Genomic DNA, 23,198 nt, shown 5'->3' with positions numbered 1-23,198 from the left:
CCCAACTGGATGCGGGTCTGCTTCAGGGGGCGGCGTTCACGGCCGGGCAGGGCTTGTTCACGGAGTTGATCCTGCCGGGGATCGCGAAACTCCGTGAAGCCGTAAGTGATATCCAGGCCGAGCTGGCGTCGTACGAACACGCGCACTCCGTTCTCGCCCAGTACGGGAACCTTGACCATGACGACCTCACAGAGGCGTTGAAGGAGGCGCGGGAGCGTCTTCGTCTGATCGAGGAGCAGATCGAACGCAACAACGACTTCTTCACCCAACTCCAAGCAGTGTTCACCGGAGATCTGGAGAANGGAGGCGCGGGAGCGTCTTCGTCTGATCGAGGAGCAGATCGAACGCAACAACGACTTCTTCACCCAACTCCAAGCAGTGTTCACCGGAGATCTGGAGAAACTCACCCACCAGAACACCGTGCTCCAGGGACTCAAAGAGCAGGTTGAGGAGGAGATAAGCCGACTGACACTTGCGATCGATAGACTGGAGTGGTTCGTCGCTGACGTGTCGAAGTATTTCTCCGACAGTCTGGAAGTGATGCGCCTCGCCACCCAGGCTGCTGTCGAGTTGAACAAGGTCGCGGTCGAAGCCGACGGCAGCTACTACACCAACGGCGTAGACCTCGCNCTGGAAGTGATGCGCCTCGCCACCCAGGCTGCTGTCGAGTTGAACAAGGTCGCGGTCGAAGCCGACGGCAGCTACTACACCAACGGCGTAGACCTCGCACCCATTCGCGGGCTGTCCGCTGCGAAGATTTCCACGCACAGTCACGCCGGCCTCGGCATTCCTGAGGGCTTCGTCGTCTACGACACCCTGAAGCATGCTTCGGCGCTCAGTTACGACAAGCTCGTGGAGTGGATGAGCTCCGAGGAGGCGCAAGCGTTGTACCGGCTCGCGCGTGAGAACCCGGGAAAGTTCGATCAGCTGCTCCGCGATGGCATGAGATTCAGGGCAGAGCACGACCCCTGGGGCCTCTTCGGCGTTCTCATGAACATCGGCGGCGCGAGGTTCGAGAACCTGGTCGCTGCGCAGGACGTCGCGACATTCCTCACGATGTTCCCCACCGACGGGGAATGGGATATGAAGGTCTACCTCGCCGAAGACTACGGATATGAAAGCGGCCTCTTCTACCTCCATGACGAGCAGGGGCGCGTTGTCCGGTCAGACGTCTTCGGCAACGTGATGTACGGCTCAATGCTCGCCCACTGGGACGTCGACACTGATACGGCGCTTCATGGCGCCAATTTGGGCACATCTGCGGGGTTCGATGCAGGGAAGGGAAACGATCGTCTCGATGACGACGCGGTGAAGTTCGGTTACGACCTCCACAAGAAATACCCGAACGGGCTGTCTGAGAAACAGTTCTACGAAGAGATCGCGAATGCGCATCTGAACGATCTGCCACAGGCACCGGCGTCGTGAGAACATCGTGGTCGCGAAGGCCCGCGAGGGGATGGGGCATGTGCCTCGCTGCGCTCGCTGCGTGTCTCTCGCTTGCAGGGTGCTCGGACGGCAGATTGTTCACAGAGACCGTCGAATGGAAGGGCGGAACCTTCTATAACGAAGAGAAGGGCATCATCCGAGCACCGCTGGGACCCATGACACTCACACTGCGATCAGACGGAACCGGTTACGCGGGCGGTGTCCCGCGGGGAAATCAGCAAGAGTCAGGCAATGTGTGTATCAAACTCACCAGCCAGGATCGTTATGACGGGCGGGTGACCTGGCGGAAAGTCGATGACTACCTATTCGAAATCAGCTTCGAGAACTCCAAATACAAACTCACCGACGGCCCCGGCAAATTCCTTGCGGACTGGACCGAGGTGCGAATCTACACCTGCACCTGGGGGTACGAGTACTGGACCATGCAAATCCGATGCGCGCAACCCGGTCTCGTCAGGAGGGACACTCCACCCTGTCGTGACTAGCGGCACTCCCGCCAAGCGCCAATGCATCCGGCGCAGTTGGTGGGGATCGCTTTGGCCAGTTTCGCCGACTCTCTGTTGACGCGCGCTCGTAGGGCAGCGCGAAGCGTCGCCACCAAAGCGGAATGGGATATGAAGGTCTACCTCGCCGAAGACTACGGGTATGAAAGTGGCCTCTTCTACCTCCATGACGAGCAGGGGCGCGTCGTCCGGTCAGACGTCTTCGGCAACGTCATGTACGGCTCAATGCTCGCCCACTGGGACGTCGACCCCGAAACCGCCTTGGCAGGAGCAAACCTGGGGGACAAGGGCGGCGTCGATGCGGGGAAGGGCGACGATCCTCTCGATGATGAGGCGGTGAAGTTCGGTTACGACCTCCACTCGAAATATCCGAACGGACTCACCGAGAAGCAGTTCTACGAGGAGATCGCGAATGCGCACCTTACGGACTAGAGCAATCCTGGTCCTGGCGGCGCTTGCCGGTGTCCTTTCCCTCTCGGGATGCTCCGACAACTTGTTCACAGAGACAACCGAATGGAAGGGCGGAACCTTCTATAACGAGAAGAAGCGCCTTAGACAAGAACCGTTGGGGCCGATGACGCTCACGCTGCGGACCGGCGGAACCGGTTACGCGGTCGGTGTCCCTCGCGGTCATCAGAAGGAGTCAGACAATGTGTGTATCGAACTGACCAGCGAGGATCGTTATGACGGTCGGGTGACCTGGCGGAAAGTCACTGGCTACCGATTCGAGATCAGCTTCGAGAACTCCAAATACACGCTTACCGACGGCCCCGGCAAATTCCTGCCCGATTGGACCGAGGTGCGCATTTACACCTGCACCTGGGGGTACGAGTACTGGACCATGCAAATCCGATGCGCGCAACCCGGTCTCGTCAGGAGGGACATTCCACCCTGTCGTGACTAGCGGCACTCCCGCCAAGCGTCAAAGCGAGAACGCTGCGAACGTGGTATACGACTGGGCGGGGTGCGGCCATGACGACCGTTAATCTGATCGTCGTCGCGGGCCTCGCTCTCGTCGGGCCAGGCATTGTCGCGGTTGCCGTTATCCTCGTTGCGGTGGCATCGTCAAACCTAAAATATTCGAACGGGCTGTCTGAGAAGCAGTACTACGAAGACGCGAATGCGAACCTTACGGACTAGGGCATTCCTGCTCCTGGCGGCGACAATGGCTGTCCTATCGCTGACGGGATGTTCGGACCCGTTCACAGGCACAATCACGTGGAGAGGCGGCACCTTCTACGCCAGAGAAACCGGCTCGTCCCGTGTGGACAACGGACGGATGTCTTTGACGCTTCGGGCCGACGGAACCGGCTTCGGTGTGGACCTCCCGCGAGGGTATCGGAAGCCGTCAGACCGCCCGTGTACCCCGGTAACCGGCGAGAAGACCTATAGCGGCCGAATATCGTGGCACAGGGTGAACAACTTCCTGTTCGAGATAAAGTTCCCGGGCTCTCACTATGGGGTCGCGGCTCGACCAGAAAAGTTCGACGGGGACTGGACCGAGGCGCGCATCCGAGCCTGTAACGGGACGGGCGGGTATTGGTCGGTGAAAATCGCATGCGGCCAACCGGGTCTCGTCAACAAGGAGATTCCACGCTGTCGTGATGAGCAGCGCTCCCGCCTAGCCGCCGGTGCCACCGCTTCCCGTGCCAGCTCCGGTGCCGCCACCTCCGCTGCCACCGCCGCCGCCGTTGCCGTTTCCGCCGCCGTTGCCGTTTCCGCCGCCGTTGCCGTTCGTCGGCTGCGGCGTCGGTGTGCCGGTGGACGGCGCCTGCGACCCTTGGCCCGAGCTGACCTGGATGGTCACGCTCGATCCTCCGTCGACCGACGATCCGGCGGACGGGTTCGTGCCGGCGACGGTCCCCGCGGGCTGGCCGCTCGCGACCGGCGTCGGGTCGACGGTGACGGTGAGGCCGAGCGCCTGCAGCAGCTGAGTCGCCTGATCCGGGGTCTTGCCCGAGACGTCCGGGATGGACACCTGGCTCCCGTACAGCACCGAGTTGTCGGGCTTCGGGAACGAGTCGCCTCCGTAGACGGCGTCCAGCGCCTTGAGGATCGGCTTCGCGATCGAGAACTTGACGTTGCCGCCGCCGATCCCGTTGAAGTCGAGGCTTCGCAGCGGGGTCTGCCCCGACACGTTGCCCACCCAGGTCGCCTGGGCGACCTTCGTGGTGGAGGTGATCATCCAGTTCTGCAGGGAGTCGTCGGTCGTTCCGGTCTTGCCCATGATCGGCGTGCCGTCGTAAGGGTTGGCGCTGGCCGCCGTGCCGCCTCCGCGCATGACGCCCTGGAGGGCGTACGTGACGCCCGAGGCGATGTTCTTGGCCAGGCCCTGCGTGCAGGTCGACGGACTCACCTTGTGCGCGCTGCCGTCGGCGTTGATCACCTTGTCGATGGCGATCGGCGTGCAGACCGTCCCGCTGTTCGCGATGCCCGCGTAGGCCGTGGCCATCGTCAGGGGTGCGATGTTGTTCGTGCCGAGGATCATCGACGGGTACGAGTTGAGCGTGCCTCCGGTCTTCGCCGTGTGGACGCCGAGGTTCTGCGCCGCCTTGAGGATGGAGCACAGGTCGGTCTTCGTCGCCATCATCGCGAACGCCGTGTTGACGGACTGCGCCGTCGCCGACATCACCGACAGCCTGCTGGCGGAACCCTCATCGTTGGACACCGGCCATGGCGGCCCCGAGACGGGCCCGCAGCTGCTCGTGAAGTCCGACATCGGGAAGGTGTGCTGCGAGGCGTCGATCGTGTCGTAGAGGCTGTGGCCGCCTTCGAGCCAGCCGATCAGGTCGAACGCCTTGAACGTCGATCCGGTCTGGAAGCCCTCCGAGCCTCCGTAGGCCTCGTCGGTGTTGTAGTTCACCGCCGTCGTGCCGTCCTGTGGCTGATCGGTGTTGTTGAAGGCGCGGTTCTGCACCATCGTGACGATCCGGCCAGTGCCGACCTCCACCGACACATTGGAGGCGCCGAGGTCGATGTCGGAGCGGGAGGCGGGGATGTACTTCGAGAGCGACTGCTGCGCCACGGTCTGGAGGTCGAGGTTGAGCGTCGTGTAGATCTTGAGCCCGCCGCGGTTCAGCGTGTCCCAGCGCTCGGCCGCGGTCTTGCCGTACGCCGCGTCGTTGAGGATGACGTCGCGCACATAGTCGCAGAAGAACGCCGCGTTGTACTGGGAGGCGGCGGTGCAGCCGGAGGTGGTCGGCGTGATCGCCGGCGTGATCGGGGTCTTCTTGGCGGCATCCCGGTCGGCTGCGGTGATCTTGTGGTTGACGTACATGCGGTCGAGCACGTAATCGCGGCGCGCCTTGGTGAGCGCGTAGCCGTTGGCGGCTCCGTTGTCCTTGTTGTTCGGCTCGTCGATGCGCAGGTTGGACGGGTTGTTGACGATCGCCACGAGCGTCGCCGCCTGCGGCAGGGTGAGCTTGGCCGCGGTGTTGTTGAAGTAGTACTCGGAGGCGGCCTGGATTCCGTACACCTGCCCCCCGAAGCCGACGACGTTCAGGTAGCCGAGCAGGATGTCCTGCTTGCTGTACTTCTTCTCCAGGCCCACCGCGTAGCGCATCTCCTGCACCTTGCGCTGCAGGGTCACGCCGGCCGCGTCGTCGTAGCAGGCCTGGATCTTCTTCTGGTCGGTCAGCACGGAGCACTTCTCGACCTCGACGTTCTTCACGTACTGCTGGGTGATCGACGATCCGCCCTGCACGTTGCCGCCGACGACGGTCGAGAGCGCACCGCGCACGGTGCCGAACACGTCGACAGCGCCCTCCGAGTAGAAGCGCGGGTCCTCGGCAGAGGTGGTGGCGTCCTTGGCGACCTGCGCGACATCGGTCCAGCCGACGTCACGCCGGTTCTGCGCGTAGAACTGAGCGATCGGGATGTCGTTGCCGCCCTGTTTGGCGTACACCGTCGAGTTCTGGGCGAACTGCTGGATGTTGAGGTCGGCGGGCAGCTTGTTGAAGTCGCTGACACCCGCAGCGGCCGCGATGCCGGCTCCCAGGAAACCCGGAAGAAAGAACACGGCCGCGAGCACCGCGGCGACGATCGCGAGCGCGACGAACTGGAGGATCGCCCCATTACGGGTGCGCGGAGTGCGCAGCTCGAAGCGCTTCAACGGCTCGAGACGCTCGTCGATCGCCTGGAGGCGCGGTGAATTCTGGAATCTGTCCGGGATGGGCACGGGTCCACGCTTCCAGGGTCTGCTGTGCGGGCGGTTGGGACAAGGACAGTACCCCTTTGTGGATTTTCAGGAAGGCGCCGAGAACGAAGAAAACAGAACACGCCGCCTCCGGGAAACAGGAGGCGGCGTGTTCTGCCGTTTGAGTGTTGTGACCGCTTACGCGGCGGCGGCGAAGACCGCGCGGGGGCGCACGGTGAGCGCGTCGCCGGTGGCGTCGACGACGACGGCTCCGCCGTCGGTGACGTCGCCGGCTACCAGGAGCTCCGCGATGCGGTCGTCGACCTCGCGCTGGATGACGCGTCGGAGCGGGCGGGCGCCGTACTCCGGCTCGTAGCCGGTGTCGGCGATCCACTGCACAGCGGCGTCGGTGACCTCGAAGCCGATGCTCCGGTGGGCCAGGCGGCTCGCCGTCGCCTGCAGCAGGAGGCGGACGATGTCGCGCAGCTGCTCGGCGTCCAGCTTGCGGAACAGCACGATCTCGTCGATCCGGTTCAGGAACTCGGGACGCATGGCCTCCCGGAGCTTGCCCATCACACGGTCGCGGATGTCCTTGTCGTTCGCGAAGCCGTCGGAGCCCGCTGGCACGAAGCCGAGCGCTCCGCTGCGGGACGCCAGGAACTCCGAACCGAGGTTGGAGGTCATGATGACGACCGTGTTGCGGAAGTCGACCGTGCGGCCCTGACCGTCCGTCAGGCGCCCGTCGTCGAGCACCTGCAGCAGCAGGTTGAACACGTCCGGGTGCGCCTTCTCGATCTCGTCGAACAGCACCACCGAGTACGGGTTGCGACGCACGCGCTCGGTCAGCTGGCCGGCCTCGTCGTAGCCGACGTACCCGGGAGGGGCGCCGACCAGACGGGCGACGGTGTGGCGCTCGCCGAACTCGCTCATGTCGAACCGGATCATCGCCTTGTCGTCACCGAAGAGCGACGACGCCAGCGACTTGGCGAGCTCGGTCTTGCCGACACCAGTCGGGCCGAGGAACAGGAACGAACCGACGGGACGGCGCTCGTCGCCGAGACCGGTGCGGTCACGGCGCACCGCCTTCGCGACGGCCGTCACCGCGTCCTCCTGACCGATCACGCGCTCGTGCAGCTCCGACTCGAGAGCGGCGAGGCGCACGCGGTCGGCGTCGCCGATGCGCGAGACCGGGATGCCAGTCGCACGCGAGATGATCGCGGCGATCTCCGCCTCGTCCACGACGGCGTCGGCGGCAGCGGCAGCCGCGTGCCGGGCCGAACCCAGCTCGTCGATCGAGCGCTGCACGGCCTCCATCTCGTCGCGGAGGCGCGAGGCCTCCTCGTAGTGCTCGCTCGCGACGGCGGAGTTCTTCTCGGACTCCAGGGTCGCCAGTCTCTGCATCAGCTCGGACGCATCGACGCGCTTGCCCAGTGACAGGCGCAGGCGCGCTCCCGCCTGGTCGATCAGGTCGATCGCCTTGTCGGGCAGGAAGCGGTCGGAGATGTAGCGGTTCGACAGCTCGACGGCCGCGCGGATCGCGTCCGGCGTGTAGCTGACACCGTGGTGGTCCTCGTAGGCGGCACGCAGGCCGTCCAGGATCAGCACCGCGTCCTCCACACTCGGCTCGCCGACCGTCACCGGCTGGAAGCGGCGCTCCAGCGCCGGGTCCTTCTCGATGCGGCGGTACTCCTTGAGCGTGGTGGCCCCCACCAGGTGGAGGTCGCCGCGCGCCAGCCGGGGCTTGAGGATGTTGCCCGCGTCCATCCCGCCGGACTCGCCGGACCCTCCGGCGCCGACCACGGTGTGCAGCTCGTCGATGAACACGATCAGCTCGTCCTTGCCTGCGCTGATCTCGTCCATGAGCTTCGTGAGCCGCTCTTCGAAGTCGCCACGGTACCGGGTGCCGGCCACCATCCCCGCGAGGTCAAGCGCGACGACCTTCTTGTCGCGCAGCTGCTCGGGCACGTCGCCGGCGACGATCGCACGGGCCAGGCCCTCCACGATCGCGGTCTTGCCGACGCCGGCCTCGCCGACCAGCACGGGGTTGTTCTTCGTCCGGCGGGAAAGGATCTCGACGGTCTGCTCGATCTCGTCGAGTCGTCCGATGACCGGGTCCAGCCCGCCGTCGCGCGCGAGCGCGGTGAGGTCGGTGCCGAACTGATCGAGCATCGGGGTCGTGGAGTCGCTCGCGGCTTGCGCGGAGGCGGTGTCGCCGCCGCCGACCGTGGCGGACTGACGCATCGCGTTGGTGAGCGAGTCGGGAGTGACGCCGGCGGCCTGCAGGACCTGCCCGGCGGGGGCGTCCTGACCGATCACGAGCGCGAAGAAGAGGTGCTCGGGGTCGATGTAGGTCGAGCCGGAGGCACGGGCGACCTGGTAGGCGTGGAACAGCGCGCGCTGGGCGGACGCCGTGATCGAGGCGCCGTCGGCGTCGATGGCCTCACCGGAGGCCGGGAGGCGCTGCTCGGCGGCGGTGACGACCTCGGTCGGGTCGACGCCGATGCGGCGCATGGCGTCAGACGCGGGCTCCTGGGCCGCCATCACGCGGAGGATGTGCAGGGCGTCGAGCTCGCGGTGGCCGTGCTCGAGGGCGTAACGGCCCGCCTCGGCGAGGAGTTCCTGCGTGCGCCGGCTGAGGAAGCGGCTGATGTCGATGGAGCGCGCGGCGCGGGCGCGCTCGCCCGCGAGGTAGCGCGAGAGGAACTCGTCGAACGAGTTCTCGCTGCCGCCGTCGGGGGTGAAGTTCTCGGGCACTTGATCTCCTGTTTCTCAAAGTTGAGCGATGTGCACTCAACTTCAACGCTGGGGTGGAAAGGATATTCCCGCCGGTCGGAATCGAGGTCGAAGGGCCCGGTGTACGGTCGGGCGTATGGAGAAGCCCCGGGTCGTCGTCGTGGGCGACGGCGTCGCCGGCGCCGCGACCGCGTTCGCTTTGGCGCGCCGAGGGGCGGCCGTCACGATCGTCGACGCGGGGCTGGTCGGTCGCGCGACCGACGCGGGCGCGGGCATCGTCCAGCCGTGGAGCACGTCCTCCGGTGGCGCGTTCTACGAGCTCTACTCGGCCGCCGCCGACTACTACCCCGAGTTGATCGAGCGGCTGGCGGAGGCCGGCGTGCGCGAGATCGGCTACCGCCGCTCCGGAGCGCTCGTCGTCAACCGCGACCCGGCAGTGATCGACGACGTCGAGCAGCGCGTCGGCGAGCGCGCGGCGGCATCCCGCACGGCCGGCGACGTGCGCCGGGTCGACCCGGCCGCCGCGCGGGAGCTGTTCCCGCCGCTGGCGGACGGCTTGCACGGCCTCCACATCGCGGGAGGCGCCCGCGTCGACGGACGGGCCCTGCGCACCGGGCTGCTCGACGCCGCAGCCGCCCTCGGCGCGACGCACGTGGAGGCGAGGGCCGAGCTCACCGCTGACGGCGCCGTCACCGTCGACGGCGCCCCGCTGGCCGCCGACGCGGTCGTGGTCGCGGCCGGAGCCTGGACCGACCGCGTCCTCCGCCCGCTCGGCGTGCGCACGCGCGTCGAACCGCAGCGCGGGCAGCTCGTGCACCTGCGCGTCGACGCCGACACCCGCTCGTGGCCCTCCGTGCACCCCGTGGCGCCGCACTACCTGGTCGCGTTCGATGCCGGCCGCATCGTGGCAGGAGCGACCAGGGAGACCGGCTCGGGCTTCGACGCACGGGTCACCGCGGCGGGCGAACGACAAGTGCTCGACGACGCGCTCGCGATCGCGCCCGGACTGGCCGGGGCGAGCGTGATCGAGACCCGGGTGGGCCTGCGACCGCTGCCGGAGGGCGACCTCCCGACCGTCGGACCGGTGGACGGGCGGCCAGGGATCTACGTGAACGCCGGGTTCGGAGCGGGCGGGCTGACGATGGGGCCGCTGGTGGGCGACCTGCTGGCGGAGCGCATCATCGCCGAGTGCGGCTGAGCGCTGTCGTCTTGGACCTTTCTGGGGATCGGTGGGCTTGACTGGCGTCACGACGCTGATTCGAGAGGACGGTGCCGACCCATGTCTGTCACGATGCTGCGGCCGGCCCCCACCCGGAGGGCCGTGCGCGCGACCAGCCCCGCGGTGCTCGCCGCGGCTTTCGGCGCGCTGGCGACCGTCCTGTCGGCCGTCGGTTCGTGGATCCCGTCGCTGTGGGGAGACGAGGCCACCAGCATCATGTCGGCCCAGCGGTCGGTGCCGTCGCTGTTCACGATGCTGGGGCACGTCGACGCGGTGCACGGCACCTACTACCTCGGCCTCCATCTGTGGGGGCACTTCTTCGGCTTCTCGCCGTTCGCGGTGCGGCTGCCGAGCGCGATCGCGGTCGGGCTGGCGACGGCGGCCGTCGTCCTGCTGGCGAACCGGCTGCGCGACACCCGCACGGCGGTCGTCGCCGGCCTCGTCTGCGCACTCCTCCCCCGCGTCACCTACATGGGCGAGGAGGCCCGGTCGTTCGCCTTCTCGGCGGCGATCGTCTCCTGGCTGACCGTGCTTCTGCTCGCCGCGCTCCGGCGGGAGCGCCCGCGTGCGGCCTGGTGGGTCGGCTACGGGGCGCTGCTGTGCGTCGGGACGTACGTGTTTCTGTACACCGTGCTCTTCGTCCTGGTCCATGGCGTGCTGATCGCAGCCTCCCGAGTCCCTCGCCGCGTGGTCCGCGGTTGGCTCATCGCAGTGGGAGGCGCGATCGTCGCCACTGCCCCGCTGTTGATCGCGGCCGTCGGTCAGCATCACCAGATCGCGTACCTGGGCGTCATCCCGCAGCTCTCACCGCCGACGCTGTTCGGCGGGCTCTGGTTCGGCGGAGGCTGGCCGCTGGCGACCGCCGGCTGGGCGCTCGTCGTCCTGGCGGTCGTCATGGAGGCGCGCAGGAGGGTGCTGGAGCGCAGAGCACTGCCGATCGGCGGCCCGCGGTCGTCGCTGTTCCTGCCCGTCTCGCCCTCCGGGCCGTCGCTCGTGTTGGTCGCGCTCACCTGGCTGCTGATGCCGACGCTGATCCTGATCGCGCTGCAGCCGATCGTGCCCGACTTCACCGCACGCTACGTGTCATTCTGCGCGCCCGCCGTCGCCCTCCTGGTCGCCTGCGGCATCGATGAGCTGCTGCGCCGGCGGTGGTGGGCCGGTGTCGTCGCCGGTGCGCTGGTGCTCGCACTCAGCGTGCCGCTCTACGTGGGCCAGCGCACGCTCTACGCCAAGAACGGCAGCGACTGGGCGGAGGTCTCGGCCGCCGTCGGCGCGAACGCGCACCACGGGGACGCCGTCGTCTTCGACGAGGGCGCCCACCCGTCGAAACGGCCGCGACTCGCGCTCCACACCTACCCCGCCGGCTTCGCCGACACCGCTGACGTCACGCTCGCCGTGCCGTTCGCGAAGAACACGACCTGGCGCGACAGCGCCTACTCGGTGCGGCACGCGGCCGCCCTCGGCCGGTTCGCCGGCATCGACCGGGTCTGGCTGATCGAGTACGCCGCCACCCCCTCCACGCCGGACAGCTACGGCGTCACCGACCTCACCGCGCTCGGCTTCCACGAGACGAGCACGCGCATCACCACCCACCACGCTCTGGTGGCGCTCTACGAAAGGACCCGATGATCCTCCCGTCCCTCCTCCACACCGGCCTCCTCGACCCGCAGGGCCTCATCCAGGCCGCGGGACCGTGGGCCCTGCTCGGCGTCTGCGCGATCGTGTTCGCCGAGACCGGCCTCCTGCTCGGGTTCTTCCTGCCCGGCGACACCCTGCTGTTCTTCGCCGGCGTGCTCACCCTCACCGGCCAGATCTCGCAGCCGCTCTGGCTCGTCATCGTCGCCGTCGCGATCGCCGCGATCGCCGGAGGCGAGGTGGGCTACCTGATCGGCCGCAAGACCGGACCCGCGGTGTTCGAGCGGAGGGAGTCGGGACTGTTCAGCCGCGCGAGCGTCGTGCGCACGCAGAGCTTCTTCGACCGGTGGGGCTCCGGAGCCGTCGTCGTGGCGCGGTTCGTACCGGTGGTGCGGACGTTCGCGCCGGTCGCGGCCGGTGTCGGCCGCATGCGATGGGCCGTCTTCAGCGCCTTCAACGTGATCGGCGCCGCCGTGTGGGCGGCCGCCGTCGTGCTCATCGGATACGGACTCGGCCACATCCCCGGCGTGGCGGACTTCGTGTCGAAGTACCTCGACATCGTGCTCATCGCGATCGTGGTGCTCTCGGTCGGCCCGGTGCTCGTGCGCGCGATCGCGCTGCGGCGCCGCCGCACGCGCGTCGACTCCTGAGCACCTGCACCGCTGCGCGGCGCCCTACTACCGTGGGGGCATGACCGTCACCCTCGATCGCGACGAAGCACGGAGGATCGCGGTGCGCGCGCAGCGGCTGTCGGCCGACCGACCGACGGCGCTCGTCCCCCTGGTCGAAGAACTCACGTTCCTGCAACTCGACCCGACGGCGGCGATCGCGCCGAGCGCCGATCTGATCGCCTATTCGCGGCTCGGCGCGGAGTACAGCCCCGACCAACTGGCGGACGCACTGGAAGCCGACCGCCTGCTCTACGAGGTCAAGGCGATGGACGACCCGGTGACCGCTCCGTTCGCGATGGTGCGGCCGGTCTCCGACCTCGGCCTCCACCTCGACCGGATGTCGCACTGGCCGGAGCGGATGCCGCGCGCGGCCGCCTGGCTGGAGGCGAACGCCGGCTTCCGACGCGACGTGCTCGCCCTGCTGCGCGACAACGGCCCGACTCTGTCGAAAGACATCCCGGACACCGCCGCGGTGCCGTGGAGCTCGACCGGCTGGACCCACAACCAGAACGTCACCCGGCTGCTCGAACTGCTGCAGGGCCGTGGGGAGGTCGCGGTCGCGGGCCGTGCCGGCCGCCAGCGCACCTGGGATCTGGGCGAACGGGTCTACCCGTCCGGCATCGAGATCGTCCCCGAAGCCGCGGCCGGCCCGCTGCGCGACGAGCGGAGGCTGCGCGCACTCGGGATCGCCCGCCGGGCCTTCGTCGGCGAGGCGGGCGAGCCGGCGAAGGTCGACGGCAGCACGCGGGAGTGGCGCGTGGACCCGGAGGCGGTCGGCCTCCCGTTCGCCGGGCGCACCGCCCTGCTCTCGCCGTTCGACCGCCTCGTGCACGACCGGGTGCGGTCGCAGGAGGTGTTCGGGTTCGAGTACGTGCTCGAGATGTACAAGCCGGCGGCGAAGCGGCGCTGGGGCTACTTCGCACTGCCGATCCTGCACGGCGACCGGCTGATCGGGAAGCTCGACGCCGCCGCCGACCGCCGAGCGGGCGTGCTGCGGGTCGCGGCCCTGCACGAGGACGAGCCGTTCGCGCCCGACGTGCGGGATGCCGTGCACGCCGAGATCGACGCGCTCGCCGCCTGGCTCTCCCTCACCCCCGAGTACGCCTCCTGACACTCCTACTGCGAGCAGCGAGGGCGTCTACGCGGCCGACTCCCGGCCGTGCGGGTCGGAGTCGTTGAGCACCTCGACGACGCGGTCGTAGTCGCCGCGGGCCTCCCCGTAGCGCAGGAACTTGACGCGCTCGACCTGCAGCTCGGTGGCCTCCGGCTGCGTCTCGATCAGCTGCATCACCTCGGCGACGAACTCGTCGAGCGGCATCGCGAACTCGCTCCCCTCCTGCCCGGGGAGCAGGCCCGTGCGCACCGCCGGCGGCACGAGCTCCACGACGCTCACCGAGGTGTCGGCGAGCTGCAGCCGGATGCTCTCGCTGAGCATGTGGATGGCCGCCTTGCTCGCGTTGTAGCTGGGGGTGACCTTCAGCGGGGTGAATGCCAGCCCGGACGAGACCGTGACGATGGTCGCGTTGGGACGGGTCTGCAGGTGCTCGACGAACGCTGCGATGAGCCGGATCGGGCCGAGCACGTTGGTGGTCACGATCGACTCCGCGGAGGCCAGGAATCCGTCGGGGCGGTGCCAGTCCTCCACGCGCATGATGCCGGCCATGGCGATCAGCACGTTCAGGTCGGGGTGGGCGGCGAGCACGCTGCCCGCGGCCTCCTGGATGCTCTCGGCGTCGGCGGTGTCGATGCGCACGGTGTCGATCCCGGGGTGCTCGGCGGCGATGCGCTCGAGCAGCTCCGTGCGGCGGCCTCCGACGATGACCGTGTTGCCGCGCTCGTGGAGGGCGACAGCGAGGGCGAGACCGATGCCGCTGGTCGCGCCGGGGATGAAGACGGTGTTCCCTGTGATGTCCATGCCTCCACTGTGCTGCCGGTCAGCGGGCGGCGGGAGCGGAGCGCCTATCGGGGGATCCGCGATCCCTGGCTCGCGCCCACGCGACGGCTCATCATGGAGAGATGGACCGCAACGCGCTCGCCGACTTCCTCCGCCGCCACCGCGAGGGGTTGCGCCCGGAGGACGTCGGGTTGCCGTCCGGCCCGCGACGTCGGGCTCCCGGCCTGCGGCGCGAGGAGGTCGCACTGCTGGCCGCGATGTCGAACGACTACTACACGCGCCTCGAGCAGCGCCGCGGTCCGCAGCCGAGCGACCAGATGCTGGCCTCTCTGGCTCGTGCGCTGCGGCTGACCGCCGACGAGCGCGACTATCTGTACCGCATCGCCGGCCACAACACCCCCGACCGGCTCGGCGGCGCGCACGTGCCTCCCGCGCTCCAGCGCGTGCTCGACCGGCTCGACGACACCCCCGCGCTCGTGCTGTCCAACCTCGGCGAGACGCTCGTGCAGAACCGGCTGGCGGTGGCCCTGCTCGGCGACCGCTCCGGCTACACGGGGCTCGAGCGCAGCGAGTACTACCGCTGGTTCACCGACCCGGAGAGGGCGCGCGCGATGTACCCGGAGGCCGACCGCGACCGGCAGAGCCGCGCGCAGGTGGCCTCCCTTCGCGACGCGTACGGAGCGCTCGGCCCTCAGTCGCGCGCCGGCGAGCTGGTGCGCGCCCTGCTGGAGCGCAGCCCGGAGTTCGCCGCGCTGTGGGAGCGCCACGAGGTCGCTCGCCGGTTCGAGGACCACAAGACGCTGATCCATCCCGAGCTCGGCGCGATCGAGCTGGACTGCCAGGCGCTGTTCACCGAGGACCTGTCGCAGTGCCTGCTGGTGCTGACGGCGCCGCCGCGCACCGAGGCCGCGGAGAAGCTGGCGCTGCTGGCGGTGCTCGGCACGCAGTCGTTCGCCTGAGCACGAGCGGCGGGAGTACCGTGGCCGCCGTGGATGTCATGGACTGGCTCATGGACGGCGACCCGGCGATCCGCTGGCAGGTGCGGCGCGACCTGCTCCACGACCCGGACGACATCGTCGCCGCCGAGCGCGCGAATGTCGAGACCGAGGGATGGGGTGCCGAGCTGCTCGACCTCCAGCGGGAGGACGGCACCTGGGGCGAGGGCGTGTGGACCCAGCAGGACCGGCTCGGCGTCGACGACGCGATGCTGCTGCTCGCGCTGCTCGGCGCTCCGGAGGACGGCGACCGCACGCGCGTCGCGATCGACCGGGTCGTGCAGCAGGTCGACTGGGGCGACGAGTGGTGGAACCATCCGTTCTTCGACGGCGAGGTGGAGCCGTGCATCAACGGGCGCGTACTCGTCGCCGGGGCCCGCTTCGGGCATCCGAGCGAGCTCATCGTCGAACGTCTGCTGAACGAGCAGCAGACCGACGGCGGCTGGAACTGCTACGCGGAGACCCGCACCGACCCCGGCTCGTTCCACAGCACGATCTGCGCACTGGAGGGCCTGGTCGCCTACCGCGACGCGGGAGGCCCGACCGATGTGAGCGGCGCGATCGAGCGCGGCCACGAGTACCTGCTGACCCGCGGCCTGATGCGCCGCCGCAGCGACGGCTCCCTGATCGACGAGAGCTGGCTCGAGTCCAGCTTCCCCTACTACTGGTCGTTCGACGTGCTGCGCGGCCTCGACCACTTGCGCGCGGCCGGCGTGCCGGCCGATGCGCGCGTGACGGAGGCCCTCGACGCCGTCGCCTCGCGGCGGCAGTCCGACGGCCGCTGGCTGCTCGACCACCAGCACTCGGGCCGCGCGCTTCTCGAGATGGAGGACGTGGGAGAGCCGAGCCGGTGGAACACCCTGCGGGCTCTGCGCGTGCTCGAGTGGGCGGCCAGGTCGTGACAGCTCGGCTCTTGCTCATCCGCCACGGCGAGAGCACCGCGAACGTGGCCGCGGCGGCCGCCGAGGCCGACGGGGCGGAGGCGATCGCGGTGGAGGCGCGCGACGCGGACGTGCCGCTGTCGGCGCTGGGTGAACGCCAGGCCGCCACGCTCGGGCAGGCGCTGCGCGACCACGCGGTGTCCGCCGCGGACAGCTTCAGTTCGCCGTACCTCCGTGCCGTACAGACCGCGCGGGCCGCCGGTGTCGAGCGGCCTGCGCTCCGGCTGGACGAACGGCTCCGCGACCGGGAGCTCGGCGTCATCGACGCGCTGACCGCCCTCGGCGTCGAACGCCGACTGCCGCTGGAGGCCGAGCGGCGGCGCTGGCTCGGCAAGTTCTACTACCGGCCTCCGGGCGGCGAGTCGTGGGCGGACGTCGCGTTGCGCGTGCGGTCGTTCCTGCGCGACCTCCCGGCCGGGGACGGCACGGCGGTGATCTTCACGCACGACGCCGTGGTGAGCGTCTTCCTGTTCGTGCTGCTCGGGATGACGGAGGACGAGCTGAGCGAGTTCCTGCGCACGCGCCCGGTGACGAACGCGTCGGTGACCGTGCTGGCGCGCGGCGCCGACGGCTGGCGCGTCGACGCCTTCGCCGACGACACGCACCTCGCCGAGGTCGGCGTTCCGGCCACCGAGCACCAGGGGAACGCCCGTGCCGACGCCTGAGCGCATCACGCCCGGCTTCCTGCGCGCGTGGCCGCTGCCCGATCCCGGCGGCTCGAAGTACGCCCGCGGTCAGGTGCTGGTCGTCGGAGGCTCCCGCCGCTCACCCGGCGCCGCCCTCCTGTCCGGCCGGGCGGCGTTGCGCGTCGGGGCCGGGCGGCTGACGCTGGCGGTCGGCGCGAGCACGGCCGTCGCCACGGCGGTGGCGCTCCCGGAGTGCGGCGTGGTGCCGCTGCCCGAATCGCGCGGCGGCAGCGTGCGCGGTTCCGGCCTCCGCGCGTCCGCAGCCGATCTCGCCGGCGCGGACGCCGTGCTCGCCGGTCCGGGCCTCGACCACGCGGGCGAGACGGCCAAGATGCTCCGCCTCCTCGGGCGGCTCACCTCCCCGGGGGCCACGCTCGTGCTGGACGCCTACGCCCTGGGCGCGCTGGCCGGCCACCCGCGGCTCGCGGGACGCGGCCGTCGCATCCTCACGCCCAACACCGAGGAGGCGCAGCGTCTGCTGGGCCGGCGCCTCCGCGACCGCGACGCGGACACCCTGGCCATCGCCCGACGCTACGGCGCCGTCGTGAGCTGCTTCGGCCGCATCGCCTCCCCCGACGGTCGCCTGCTCACCGTCGGCGACGGCGTGCCGGGCCTCGGAACCTCGGGCAGCGGCGACGCACTGTCAGGCGCCATCGCCGGCCTCGCGGCCCGCGGCTGCGAGCCGCTGCAGGCTGCGGCGTGGGGGACGTACCTGCATGTCGCGGCTGGCGTATCCCTGTCGAAGAGTCTCGCGCCGCTCGGGTTCCTGGCGTCGGAGATCGTGGACCGGTTGGCGGTCGAGGTGGTCGCGGTCGGTCAGTGACGCGGGTCGTCCGAGTCGGGCTGCTCCTCCGGTCGCTCCGCGATCTCGCGGATGACGGCCAGCCGGCGGTCCCACGCGGCCCCGATGGCGTCGAGCCGGCTCGCGGTGTCGCGGAGGTGCGCGCCGAGCACGCGGTACTGCACCTCGCGGCCCGAGCGCACGGGTTCCACGAGCCCGGCCTCCCGCAGGACGCCGAGGTGCTTCGCGATCGCCTGGCGGCTGATCGGGAGGCTCCCGGCGAGGGCGGACGCCGACGCGTCCCCCTCACCGAGAGCCTCCAGCACCCGCCAGCGGCTCTCGTCGCCGAGCGCGGCGAGCACCGGCACCAGGTCGGTCGTCGTCACGCGCCGGCCTCGGCCAGCGCCACGAGCTTGTCGAGCTCGAACGTCCAGCCCTCGCTGTGGCTCGCCATGTTGGCGGCCGCGTCCGACGTGCGCTCGAAGCCCGTCTCGACGACCGTCAGCCGCGTGCCTCCCGGCACCGACTCGAGCGTGAAGGTGAAGGAGGTCGCCGTGGCGTCGTCGAACTCGGCCGGAGGCTCGCCCAGGGCGTCGTCGTTGTTCCACAGGTAGGTGACGCTGCGCGGCTCGTCGATGGCGTCGACGCGCAGCGGGAGCCGGCGCCCGGGGAAGGTCATCGACCCCTCGGCCCCCCGCCCCGCTCCGTCGAGTTCGACCCGGCCGAACCACTCGGAGATGTGCTCCGGCTCGGTGACCGCCGCCCACACCCGCGGCACCGGCGCGGCGATGTGGATCGTCCGGCGGACGGCGAAGGACTCGTCGTCGATGACTGCTGATTCGTTCGCAATGCTCATGATCTCTCCTGTCGTTGGTTCATGTGCAATGCAATGGTTGCAGGTTGTGACAGGAATTGCAACCATTAGGTTGCATTTTCAGAGAACCCGTCCCTCCGCCTCCAGCCCCTGGAACCACTTCGTGCGCGCGGCGACCGCGTGCGCGGCGGAGGGGAGGCCACGCACGCGGAGTCGCACGCCGCGACCGGTGAGTTCCTGGTCGAGGTTCTGGAGCGCGAGGATGACCGTCACCGAGATGTCCTGCAGCGTGGAGCAGTCGAGGGTCAGCTCGGTCACCTCACCCGCCGCCCGGGCGGCGTCGACGGCGTCGAGGATGGTCTGCTCTGTGGCGACGACATTGGCCGTATAGAGCGGGCCGAGCAGGCTGACCGCCATGCGGCCTCCCTCGGTCTCGTCGACCCGAACGCGCGGTTTGTTGAGCGCGGCGAGGAGGAGCACCAGCGTGAAGAGCACCCCGACCGCCACTGCGGCGAGAAGGCCCGCGGTCAGACCGATGACCGCCGTGGTCATCGAGATCGCGAAGTCGCGCTTGCTGACCCGCCAGAGCAGCACCAGGTCTTTCACGTCGATCAGCCCGAACACCGCCACGAACACGAGCGCGGCCAGCGTCGCCTGCGGCAGCAGGCTGATCACCGGCCCGAGGAACAGCCCGATCAGCAGCGCGAGCACCACCGTGACGAGGGCGGCGAGCTGCGAGCGCGCACCCGCGGCCTTGTTCACCGCGCTCTGCGAGAAGCCGCCGGCGGCGGGCAGCGTCTGGAACCAGCCGCCCAGCAGGTTCGCCATCGCTGTGGCGAACAGCTCCCGGTTGCTGTCGATGCGCGGGTCGTCCAGGTCGCGGATGCCGCGCGCCACGGCGGCCGACTCCAGGAACGCCATCACGGCGATCGCGAGCGCGCCGGGGATGAGCTGGAAGATGTGGTCGAAGCTCGGCAGTGCCGGCAACGGGAACGCCCTGGTCACCGGCGTGATCAGCTCCACGCCGGCCGAGCGGAGGCCGCCGAAGGCGACGAGCAGGATCCCCGCCGCCACGACGATCAGCGGCCCGGGCACGCGGGGCAGGAAGCGCTTGAATAGGAACAGCGCGGCGACCGACACGGCCGAGAGCAGGGTCGTCACCGGGTTGGCGTGCGGGATCGCCGCGATGACCGCGTTGACGCTGCGGATGAAGCCGTCACCGGTCGGCGCGTCGGTCTCCCCCAGCAGCTTGGGCAGCTGCCCGACCGCGACGGTGGCGCCGACGCCGATCTGGATGCCGAGCAGCGTCGGCTTGTTGATGATCTCGACCAGGGTGCCCAGCCTGAGCAGTCGCGCGAGCAGCAGCGCGACGCCGACGAGCAGCGTCAGCGTCACCAGGTCGCGCGGGATGTCGTGCGAGTTCGCCACGACCCCTGCCGACACGAACGTCGTCGCGGTCAGCGTGGCGATGGTGGAGGTCGTGGACACGCTCATCGCCCGGGATCCGCCGAGGAACGCGTACACGGCCATGGGCACCGTCGCCGTATAGAGCCCGGCCTCCACCGGCAGGTTCGCGATGGTCGCGTACGCCATCGCCTGCGGGACGACCACCGCGCCCGCCGACACCCCGGCGAGGATGTCGCGGCCGACCCACTCCCGGCGGTAGCCCGCCAGGGTGGGCAGCAGCCACGACCGCCGGGCAGCCGGGGGCGCGGTGGTCACAGGTCAGTCTCGCGCCATGGCGGCGGCCAGGTGCGCCTCCACGTCCACGTAGGCGTCGTCGGCGATGTCGAAGACGACCTTGCTGATCTCGCCGCCGGTGAACTCGAAGCGGGAGCCCGCATAGAGCTTCGACACGGCGTCGCCCGAGTCGTAACCGATGCACAGGCCTTCGCCGCAGAGCGAGAAGTGGCCGAGGATCGTGCGGATCTCCTGCTCCGCGACCTTCTCGTCGTCGATGTAGAGCGCGAGCGGGCCGATCGCCTCCCGGTACTGGCCCGACCGCTCCTTGGTGAACGAGACGCCGAAGACGTGCTTGCCGGGAGCCGGGACCGCCGCCGAGATCACGTTCTCGGGCGGGATGCCGAGGAAGTTGTACACGTAGGTCAGCTGCCCGTCCTTGACGAACAGGCTGTGACCTCCGAATCGCGAGCCGTGGGCGAAGATCACACCCTGGGTGTCGGGGGTTGTCTCGACCTCGGCGAGGATCTTGTACGAGACACCATGGGTGTTCGCGGCCGACCGCTCCGGGATCTCGCTGGTGCCCGGGTAATACGTGTACTGACCGCTCGGCGGCACCGGGACCGTGAACTCCATGCTGATGAAGGTCTCGAAGTCCTTCGGGTTGCCGATGATCTGGAGGTCGTTGAGCGGCAGCACGTCGTTCCGCTTCGCCTCTTCCAGCCACAGCGCCTTCAGCGCCTCCACCTTGTCGGGGTGCTCGGCCGCGAGGTCGTGGGCCTCCGACCGGTCGACGTCGGTGTGGAACAGCTGCCAGGTGTCGGACGGGAAGTCCCCGCGACCGCTCACCGGACCGTGCTCGGTGACCGCCTTCCATCCCCGGTGCCAGATGCCCCGGTTGCCGAACATCTCGAAGTACTGCGTCTGCTTGGTGGTCCCGCCGTCGGCAGGAGCGTCGAAGCTGTACGTCATCGGGATGCCGTCGAGCGGGCGCTGCTCGACGCCGTTGTAGGTCGCCGGCAGCTCCACACCGCAGACGTCGAGGATGGTCGCGACGATGTCGGTGGAGTGGTGGTACTGGTTGCGCACCTCGCCTCGCGCCCGGATGCCCTTCGGCCAGGAGATCACCAGCGGGTCACAGACCCCGCCCTGATAGACGTACCGCTTGAACATCCGGTACGGGGTCGAGAAGGCGGCGGCCCAACCGGTCGGGTAGTGGTTGTAGGTGTCGGGCGAGCCGAGCTTGTCGACCATGCGGAGATTGTCCTGCAGGTCGTCCGGGTAGCCTCCGAAGATCTTGCCCTCGTTGACCGACCCGTTCGGGCTGCCCTCACCGGAGGCGCCGTTGTCGGCGCAGTAGATGATGAGCGTGTTGTCGAGCTGGCCGGACTCCTCCAGGTAGTCGACGATGCGGCCGACTTGGGCGTCGGTGTACTCGGAGAACCCGGCGTAGACCTCCGCCATGCGCGAGAACATCGCGCGCTCGTCGGCGTCCAGCTCGCCCCACGGCCGTACCTCGTCGGTCTCGGAGAACGTCCCGGGAGGCATGGGGTTGAGCTCGGTGAGTTCCGTTCCCTCCGGCAGGAGGCCCTTCTCGATCATCCGCGGCAGCACCCACTCCCGGTACGCCTCGTACCCGTCGTCGAAGACGCCCTTGTACTTGTCGATGTACTCCTGCGGCGCATGATGCGGGGCGTGGTTCGCACCCGGGCAGAACCACAGGTACCAGGGCTTCCCCGGCTCGGTCTGCTCGACGTCGCGCAGCATCCGCAGCGCCTGGTCGGCGAGGTCCTTCGACAGGTGGTAGCCCTGCTCGGGAAGGTACGGCTGGTCGATGTACCGGTTGTCCTCCGCCAGCGACGGGTACCAGTTGTTGGTCTCGCCGCCGATGAAGCCGTAGAAGCGGTCGAAGCCCTGCGCCAGCGGCCAGTTCTTCTTGCTGGCGCCGGCGGTCCACTCGTCGATCGGGACGTTGTGGTTCTTGCCCACCCAGAACGTCGCCCAGCCGGCGTCGCGCAGCAGGTTCGCCATCGTCGCGTTCGACGGCGGGATGTGCGAGTTGTAACCCGGGAAGCCGGTCGACGACTCGGAGATCGTGGCGAAGCCGTTGGAGTGATGGTTTCGCCCGGTGAGCAGCGTCGACCGGGTGGGCGAACACAACGCCGTCGTGTGCCACTGCGTGTAGGTCAGACCGTTCGCCGCCAGCCGCTCCATCGTCGGCATCTGGATGCGGCCTCCATACGGCGACCAGGCCGCCTGCCCGGTGTCGTCGTAGAGCACCAGGAGCACGTTCGGCGAGCCCTCCGGCGCCTTCGGCGGAAGGAAGGCGTCCCAATCGGACACCGAGTCCCGCACATCGAGTTCGATCTTCCCCTGGAATTCTCTGGTCACTGCAGCCATCCCCTCGAATTGCTGGCCACGTTAACCAGCGGGGGTCATCCGCGTCTAGACCGTAAGGATTCCGAGAGCGGGGTGCCCGGAAGAGTCCTCTAGACGCGCGTCCTCCTGCCGCGTTACTCTCAGCCCACATCCAGGCTCGAACGAGCCCGGCAGGAGGGGTGACGACAATGGATTTCTGGAATAACTTCTGGAACATCATCTGGCTGTTCTTCTGGAGCTTCGCTTTCATCGCGTACCTGTTCGCGCTGTTCGCGATCATCAGCGACCTGTTCCGCGACCACAAGCTCAACGGCTGGTGGAAGGCACTCTGGATCATCTTCCTGATCTTCGTGCCGTTCCTCACCGCGTTGGTCTACCTGATCGCGCGCGGACCGGGGATGGCGGAGCGCAGCCAGAAGGAGGCGCGCCAGGTGCAGCAGAGCACCGACGCCTACATCCGGCAGGTAGCCACCAGCAGCCCGTCCGACGAGATCGCCAAGGCCAAAGCCCTCCTGGACGCCGGGACCATCACCCCGGAGGAGTTCGCCCACCTGAAGAGCGTCGCCCTCGGCCACCAGGCCGCCGCCGGAGCGCATGCGGCGCCGGCCGCGCCCGCCGCACCGAGCGCACCGTCGGCTCCGACACCGCCGCCGGCAGCGCCCACGGCGTGATCCACCGGGCTCGGT

The 23,198-nt window shown here is 69.1% G+C and carries 19 protein-coding genes; 12 read left to right on the top strand and 7 right to left on the bottom strand.

Going from position 1 to position 23,198, the window contains the following annotated elements; translation table 11 throughout:
- Positions 1-630: 630 nt before the first annotated feature.
- From ASF88_RS12930 to ASF88_RS12915, 3 genes are all read left to right on the top strand, one after another.
- Positions 631-1,425 (top strand): polymorphic toxin type 44 domain-containing protein (locus ASF88_RS12930; protein WP_235493442.1); only part of this gene is annotated, 795 nt, incomplete at its 5' end.
- A gap of 527 nt (positions 1,426-1,952) precedes the next feature.
- A complete protein-coding gene (locus tag ASF88_RS12920) occupies positions 1,953-2,381 on the top strand; it encodes a polymorphic toxin type 44 domain-containing protein (RefSeq protein WP_082518949.1) in 429 nt (142 codons plus the stop codon).
- 142 nt (positions 2,382-2,523) lie between these two features.
- The gene (locus ASF88_RS12915; RefSeq protein ID WP_157498345.1) at positions 2,524-2,853 is read left to right on the top strand and encodes a hypothetical protein; all 330 of its coding nucleotides are present in this window, start codon (positions 2,524-2,526) and stop codon (positions 2,851-2,853) included.
- A 717-nt stretch (positions 2,854-3,570) separates the two neighbouring features.
- On the opposite strand, the gene ASF88_RS12910 is transcribed toward ASF88_RS12915, so the two are convergent.
- The gene (locus ASF88_RS12910) at positions 3,571-6,126 is read right to left on the bottom strand and encodes a penicillin-binding protein (protein WP_055919005.1); all 2,556 of its coding nucleotides are present in this window, start codon (positions 6,124-6,126) and stop codon (positions 3,571-3,573) included.
- A gap of 156 nt (positions 6,127-6,282) precedes the next feature.
- Positions 6,283-8,838 carry an ATP-dependent Clp protease ATP-binding subunit gene (locus tag ASF88_RS12905; protein ID WP_055919002.1) on the bottom strand — a complete coding sequence of 852 codons (2,556 nt, stop codon included), beginning with the start codon at positions 8,836-8,838 and terminating at the stop codon, positions 6,283-6,285.
- Between the two features lie 115 nt (positions 8,839-8,953).
- On the opposite strand from ASF88_RS12905, the gene ASF88_RS12900 reads away from it, so the two are divergent.
- The 4 genes from ASF88_RS12900 (at position 8,954) to ASF88_RS12885 (ending at position 13,453) form a co-directional block, all read left to right on the top strand.
- Positions 8,954-10,015: an NAD(P)/FAD-dependent oxidoreductase gene (locus tag ASF88_RS12900; RefSeq protein WP_055918999.1), complete on the top strand. Its 1,062-nt coding sequence runs from the start codon at positions 8,954-8,956 to the stop codon at positions 10,013-10,015.
- 81 nt (positions 10,016-10,096) lie between these two features.
- Positions 10,097-11,665: a glycosyltransferase family 39 protein gene (locus ASF88_RS12895; RefSeq protein WP_082518948.1), complete on the top strand. Its 1,569-nt coding sequence runs from the start codon at positions 10,097-10,099 to the stop codon at positions 11,663-11,665.
- Positions 11,662-12,321, top strand: coding sequence for a DedA family protein (locus ASF88_RS12890; protein ID WP_055918993.1), 660 nt, complete (start codon positions 11,662-11,664; stop codon positions 12,319-12,321). Before ASF88_RS12895 ends, ASF88_RS12890 begins: the two co-directional genes overlap by 4 nt.
- 40 nt (positions 12,322-12,361) lie before the next feature.
- Positions 12,362-13,453 carry a DNA glycosylase AlkZ-like family protein gene (locus ASF88_RS12885; RefSeq protein WP_055918990.1) on the top strand — a complete coding sequence of 364 codons (1,092 nt, stop codon included), beginning with the start codon at positions 12,362-12,364 and terminating at the stop codon, positions 13,451-13,453.
- Between the two features lie 27 nt (positions 13,454-13,480).
- Here ASF88_RS12885 and ASF88_RS12880 read toward each other — a convergent pair whose 3' ends face one another.
- Positions 13,481-14,257: an SDR family oxidoreductase gene (locus ASF88_RS12880; protein ID WP_055918987.1), complete on the bottom strand. Its 777-nt coding sequence runs from the start codon at positions 14,255-14,257 to the stop codon at positions 13,481-13,483.
- 101 nt (positions 14,258-14,358) lie between these two features.
- Between ASF88_RS12880 and ASF88_RS12875 the strand changes: the two genes are divergently transcribed.
- From ASF88_RS12875 to ASF88_RS12860, 4 genes are read left to right on the top strand one after another with little or no spacing between them, the layout of a single operon-like run.
- Entirely contained in the window at positions 14,359-15,195 is an 837-nt protein-coding gene (locus ASF88_RS12875; RefSeq protein WP_055918984.1) for a helix-turn-helix transcriptional regulator, read from the top strand.
- 38 nt (positions 15,196-15,233) lie between these two features.
- Positions 15,234-16,133 carry a hypothetical protein gene (locus ASF88_RS12870; protein ID WP_055920429.1) on the top strand — a complete coding sequence of 300 codons (900 nt, stop codon included), beginning with the start codon at positions 15,234-15,236 and terminating at the stop codon, positions 16,131-16,133.
- A complete protein-coding gene (locus tag ASF88_RS12865; RefSeq protein ID WP_055920426.1) occupies positions 16,130-16,837 on the top strand; it encodes a histidine phosphatase family protein in 708 nt (235 codons plus the stop codon). Before ASF88_RS12870 ends, ASF88_RS12865 begins: the two co-directional genes overlap by 4 nt.
- On the top strand, positions 16,824-17,681 hold the full coding sequence (locus tag ASF88_RS12860; protein WP_082518947.1) for an NAD(P)H-hydrate dehydratase: 858 nt from the start codon (positions 16,824-16,826) through the stop codon (positions 17,679-17,681). The genes ASF88_RS12865 and ASF88_RS12860 overlap by 14 nt, the downstream gene beginning before the upstream one ends.
- Here the strand turns inward: ASF88_RS12860 and ASF88_RS12855 are convergent.
- The 4 genes from ASF88_RS12855 to ASF88_RS12840 all read right to left on the bottom strand — a co-directional run bounded on the left by ASF88_RS12855 (position 17,675) and on the right by ASF88_RS12840 (position 22,533).
- Positions 17,675-18,025: an ArsR/SmtB family transcription factor gene (locus ASF88_RS12855; protein ID WP_055918980.1), complete on the bottom strand. Its 351-nt coding sequence runs from the start codon at positions 18,023-18,025 to the stop codon at positions 17,675-17,677. The two genes, ASF88_RS12860 and ASF88_RS12855, sit on opposite strands and share 7 nt — an antisense overlap.
- On the bottom strand, positions 18,022-18,495 hold the full coding sequence (locus ASF88_RS12850; protein ID WP_055918977.1) for an SRPBCC domain-containing protein: 474 nt from the start codon (positions 18,493-18,495) through the stop codon (positions 18,022-18,024). Before ASF88_RS12850 ends, ASF88_RS12855 begins: the two co-directional genes overlap by 4 nt.
- Positions 18,496-18,573: 78 nt before the next feature.
- A complete protein-coding gene (locus ASF88_RS12845; protein ID WP_055918974.1) occupies positions 18,574-20,175 on the bottom strand; it encodes a SulP family inorganic anion transporter in 1,602 nt (533 codons plus the stop codon).
- 3 nt (positions 20,176-20,178) lie between these two features.
- Positions 20,179-22,533: an arylsulfatase gene (locus ASF88_RS12840; protein WP_055918973.1), complete on the bottom strand. Its 2,355-nt coding sequence runs from the start codon at positions 22,531-22,533 to the stop codon at positions 20,179-20,181.
- 167 nt (positions 22,534-22,700) lie between these two features.
- On the opposite strand from ASF88_RS12840, the gene ASF88_RS12835 reads away from it, so the two are divergent.
- Entirely contained in the window at positions 22,701-23,183 is a 483-nt protein-coding gene (locus ASF88_RS12835) for an SHOCT domain-containing protein (RefSeq protein ID WP_055918970.1), read from the top strand.
- Positions 23,184-23,198 lie beyond the last annotated feature (15 nt).

The sequence above is a fragment of the Leifsonia sp. Leaf336 genome (genome assembly GCF_001423695.1).
Classification (GTDB): Bacteria; Actinomycetota; Actinomycetes; order Actinomycetales; family Microbacteriaceae; genus Leifsonia.
The sequence above is the reverse complement of the archived record's forward strand: the minus strand, read 5'-3'. Positions and strand labels throughout refer to the sequence as shown.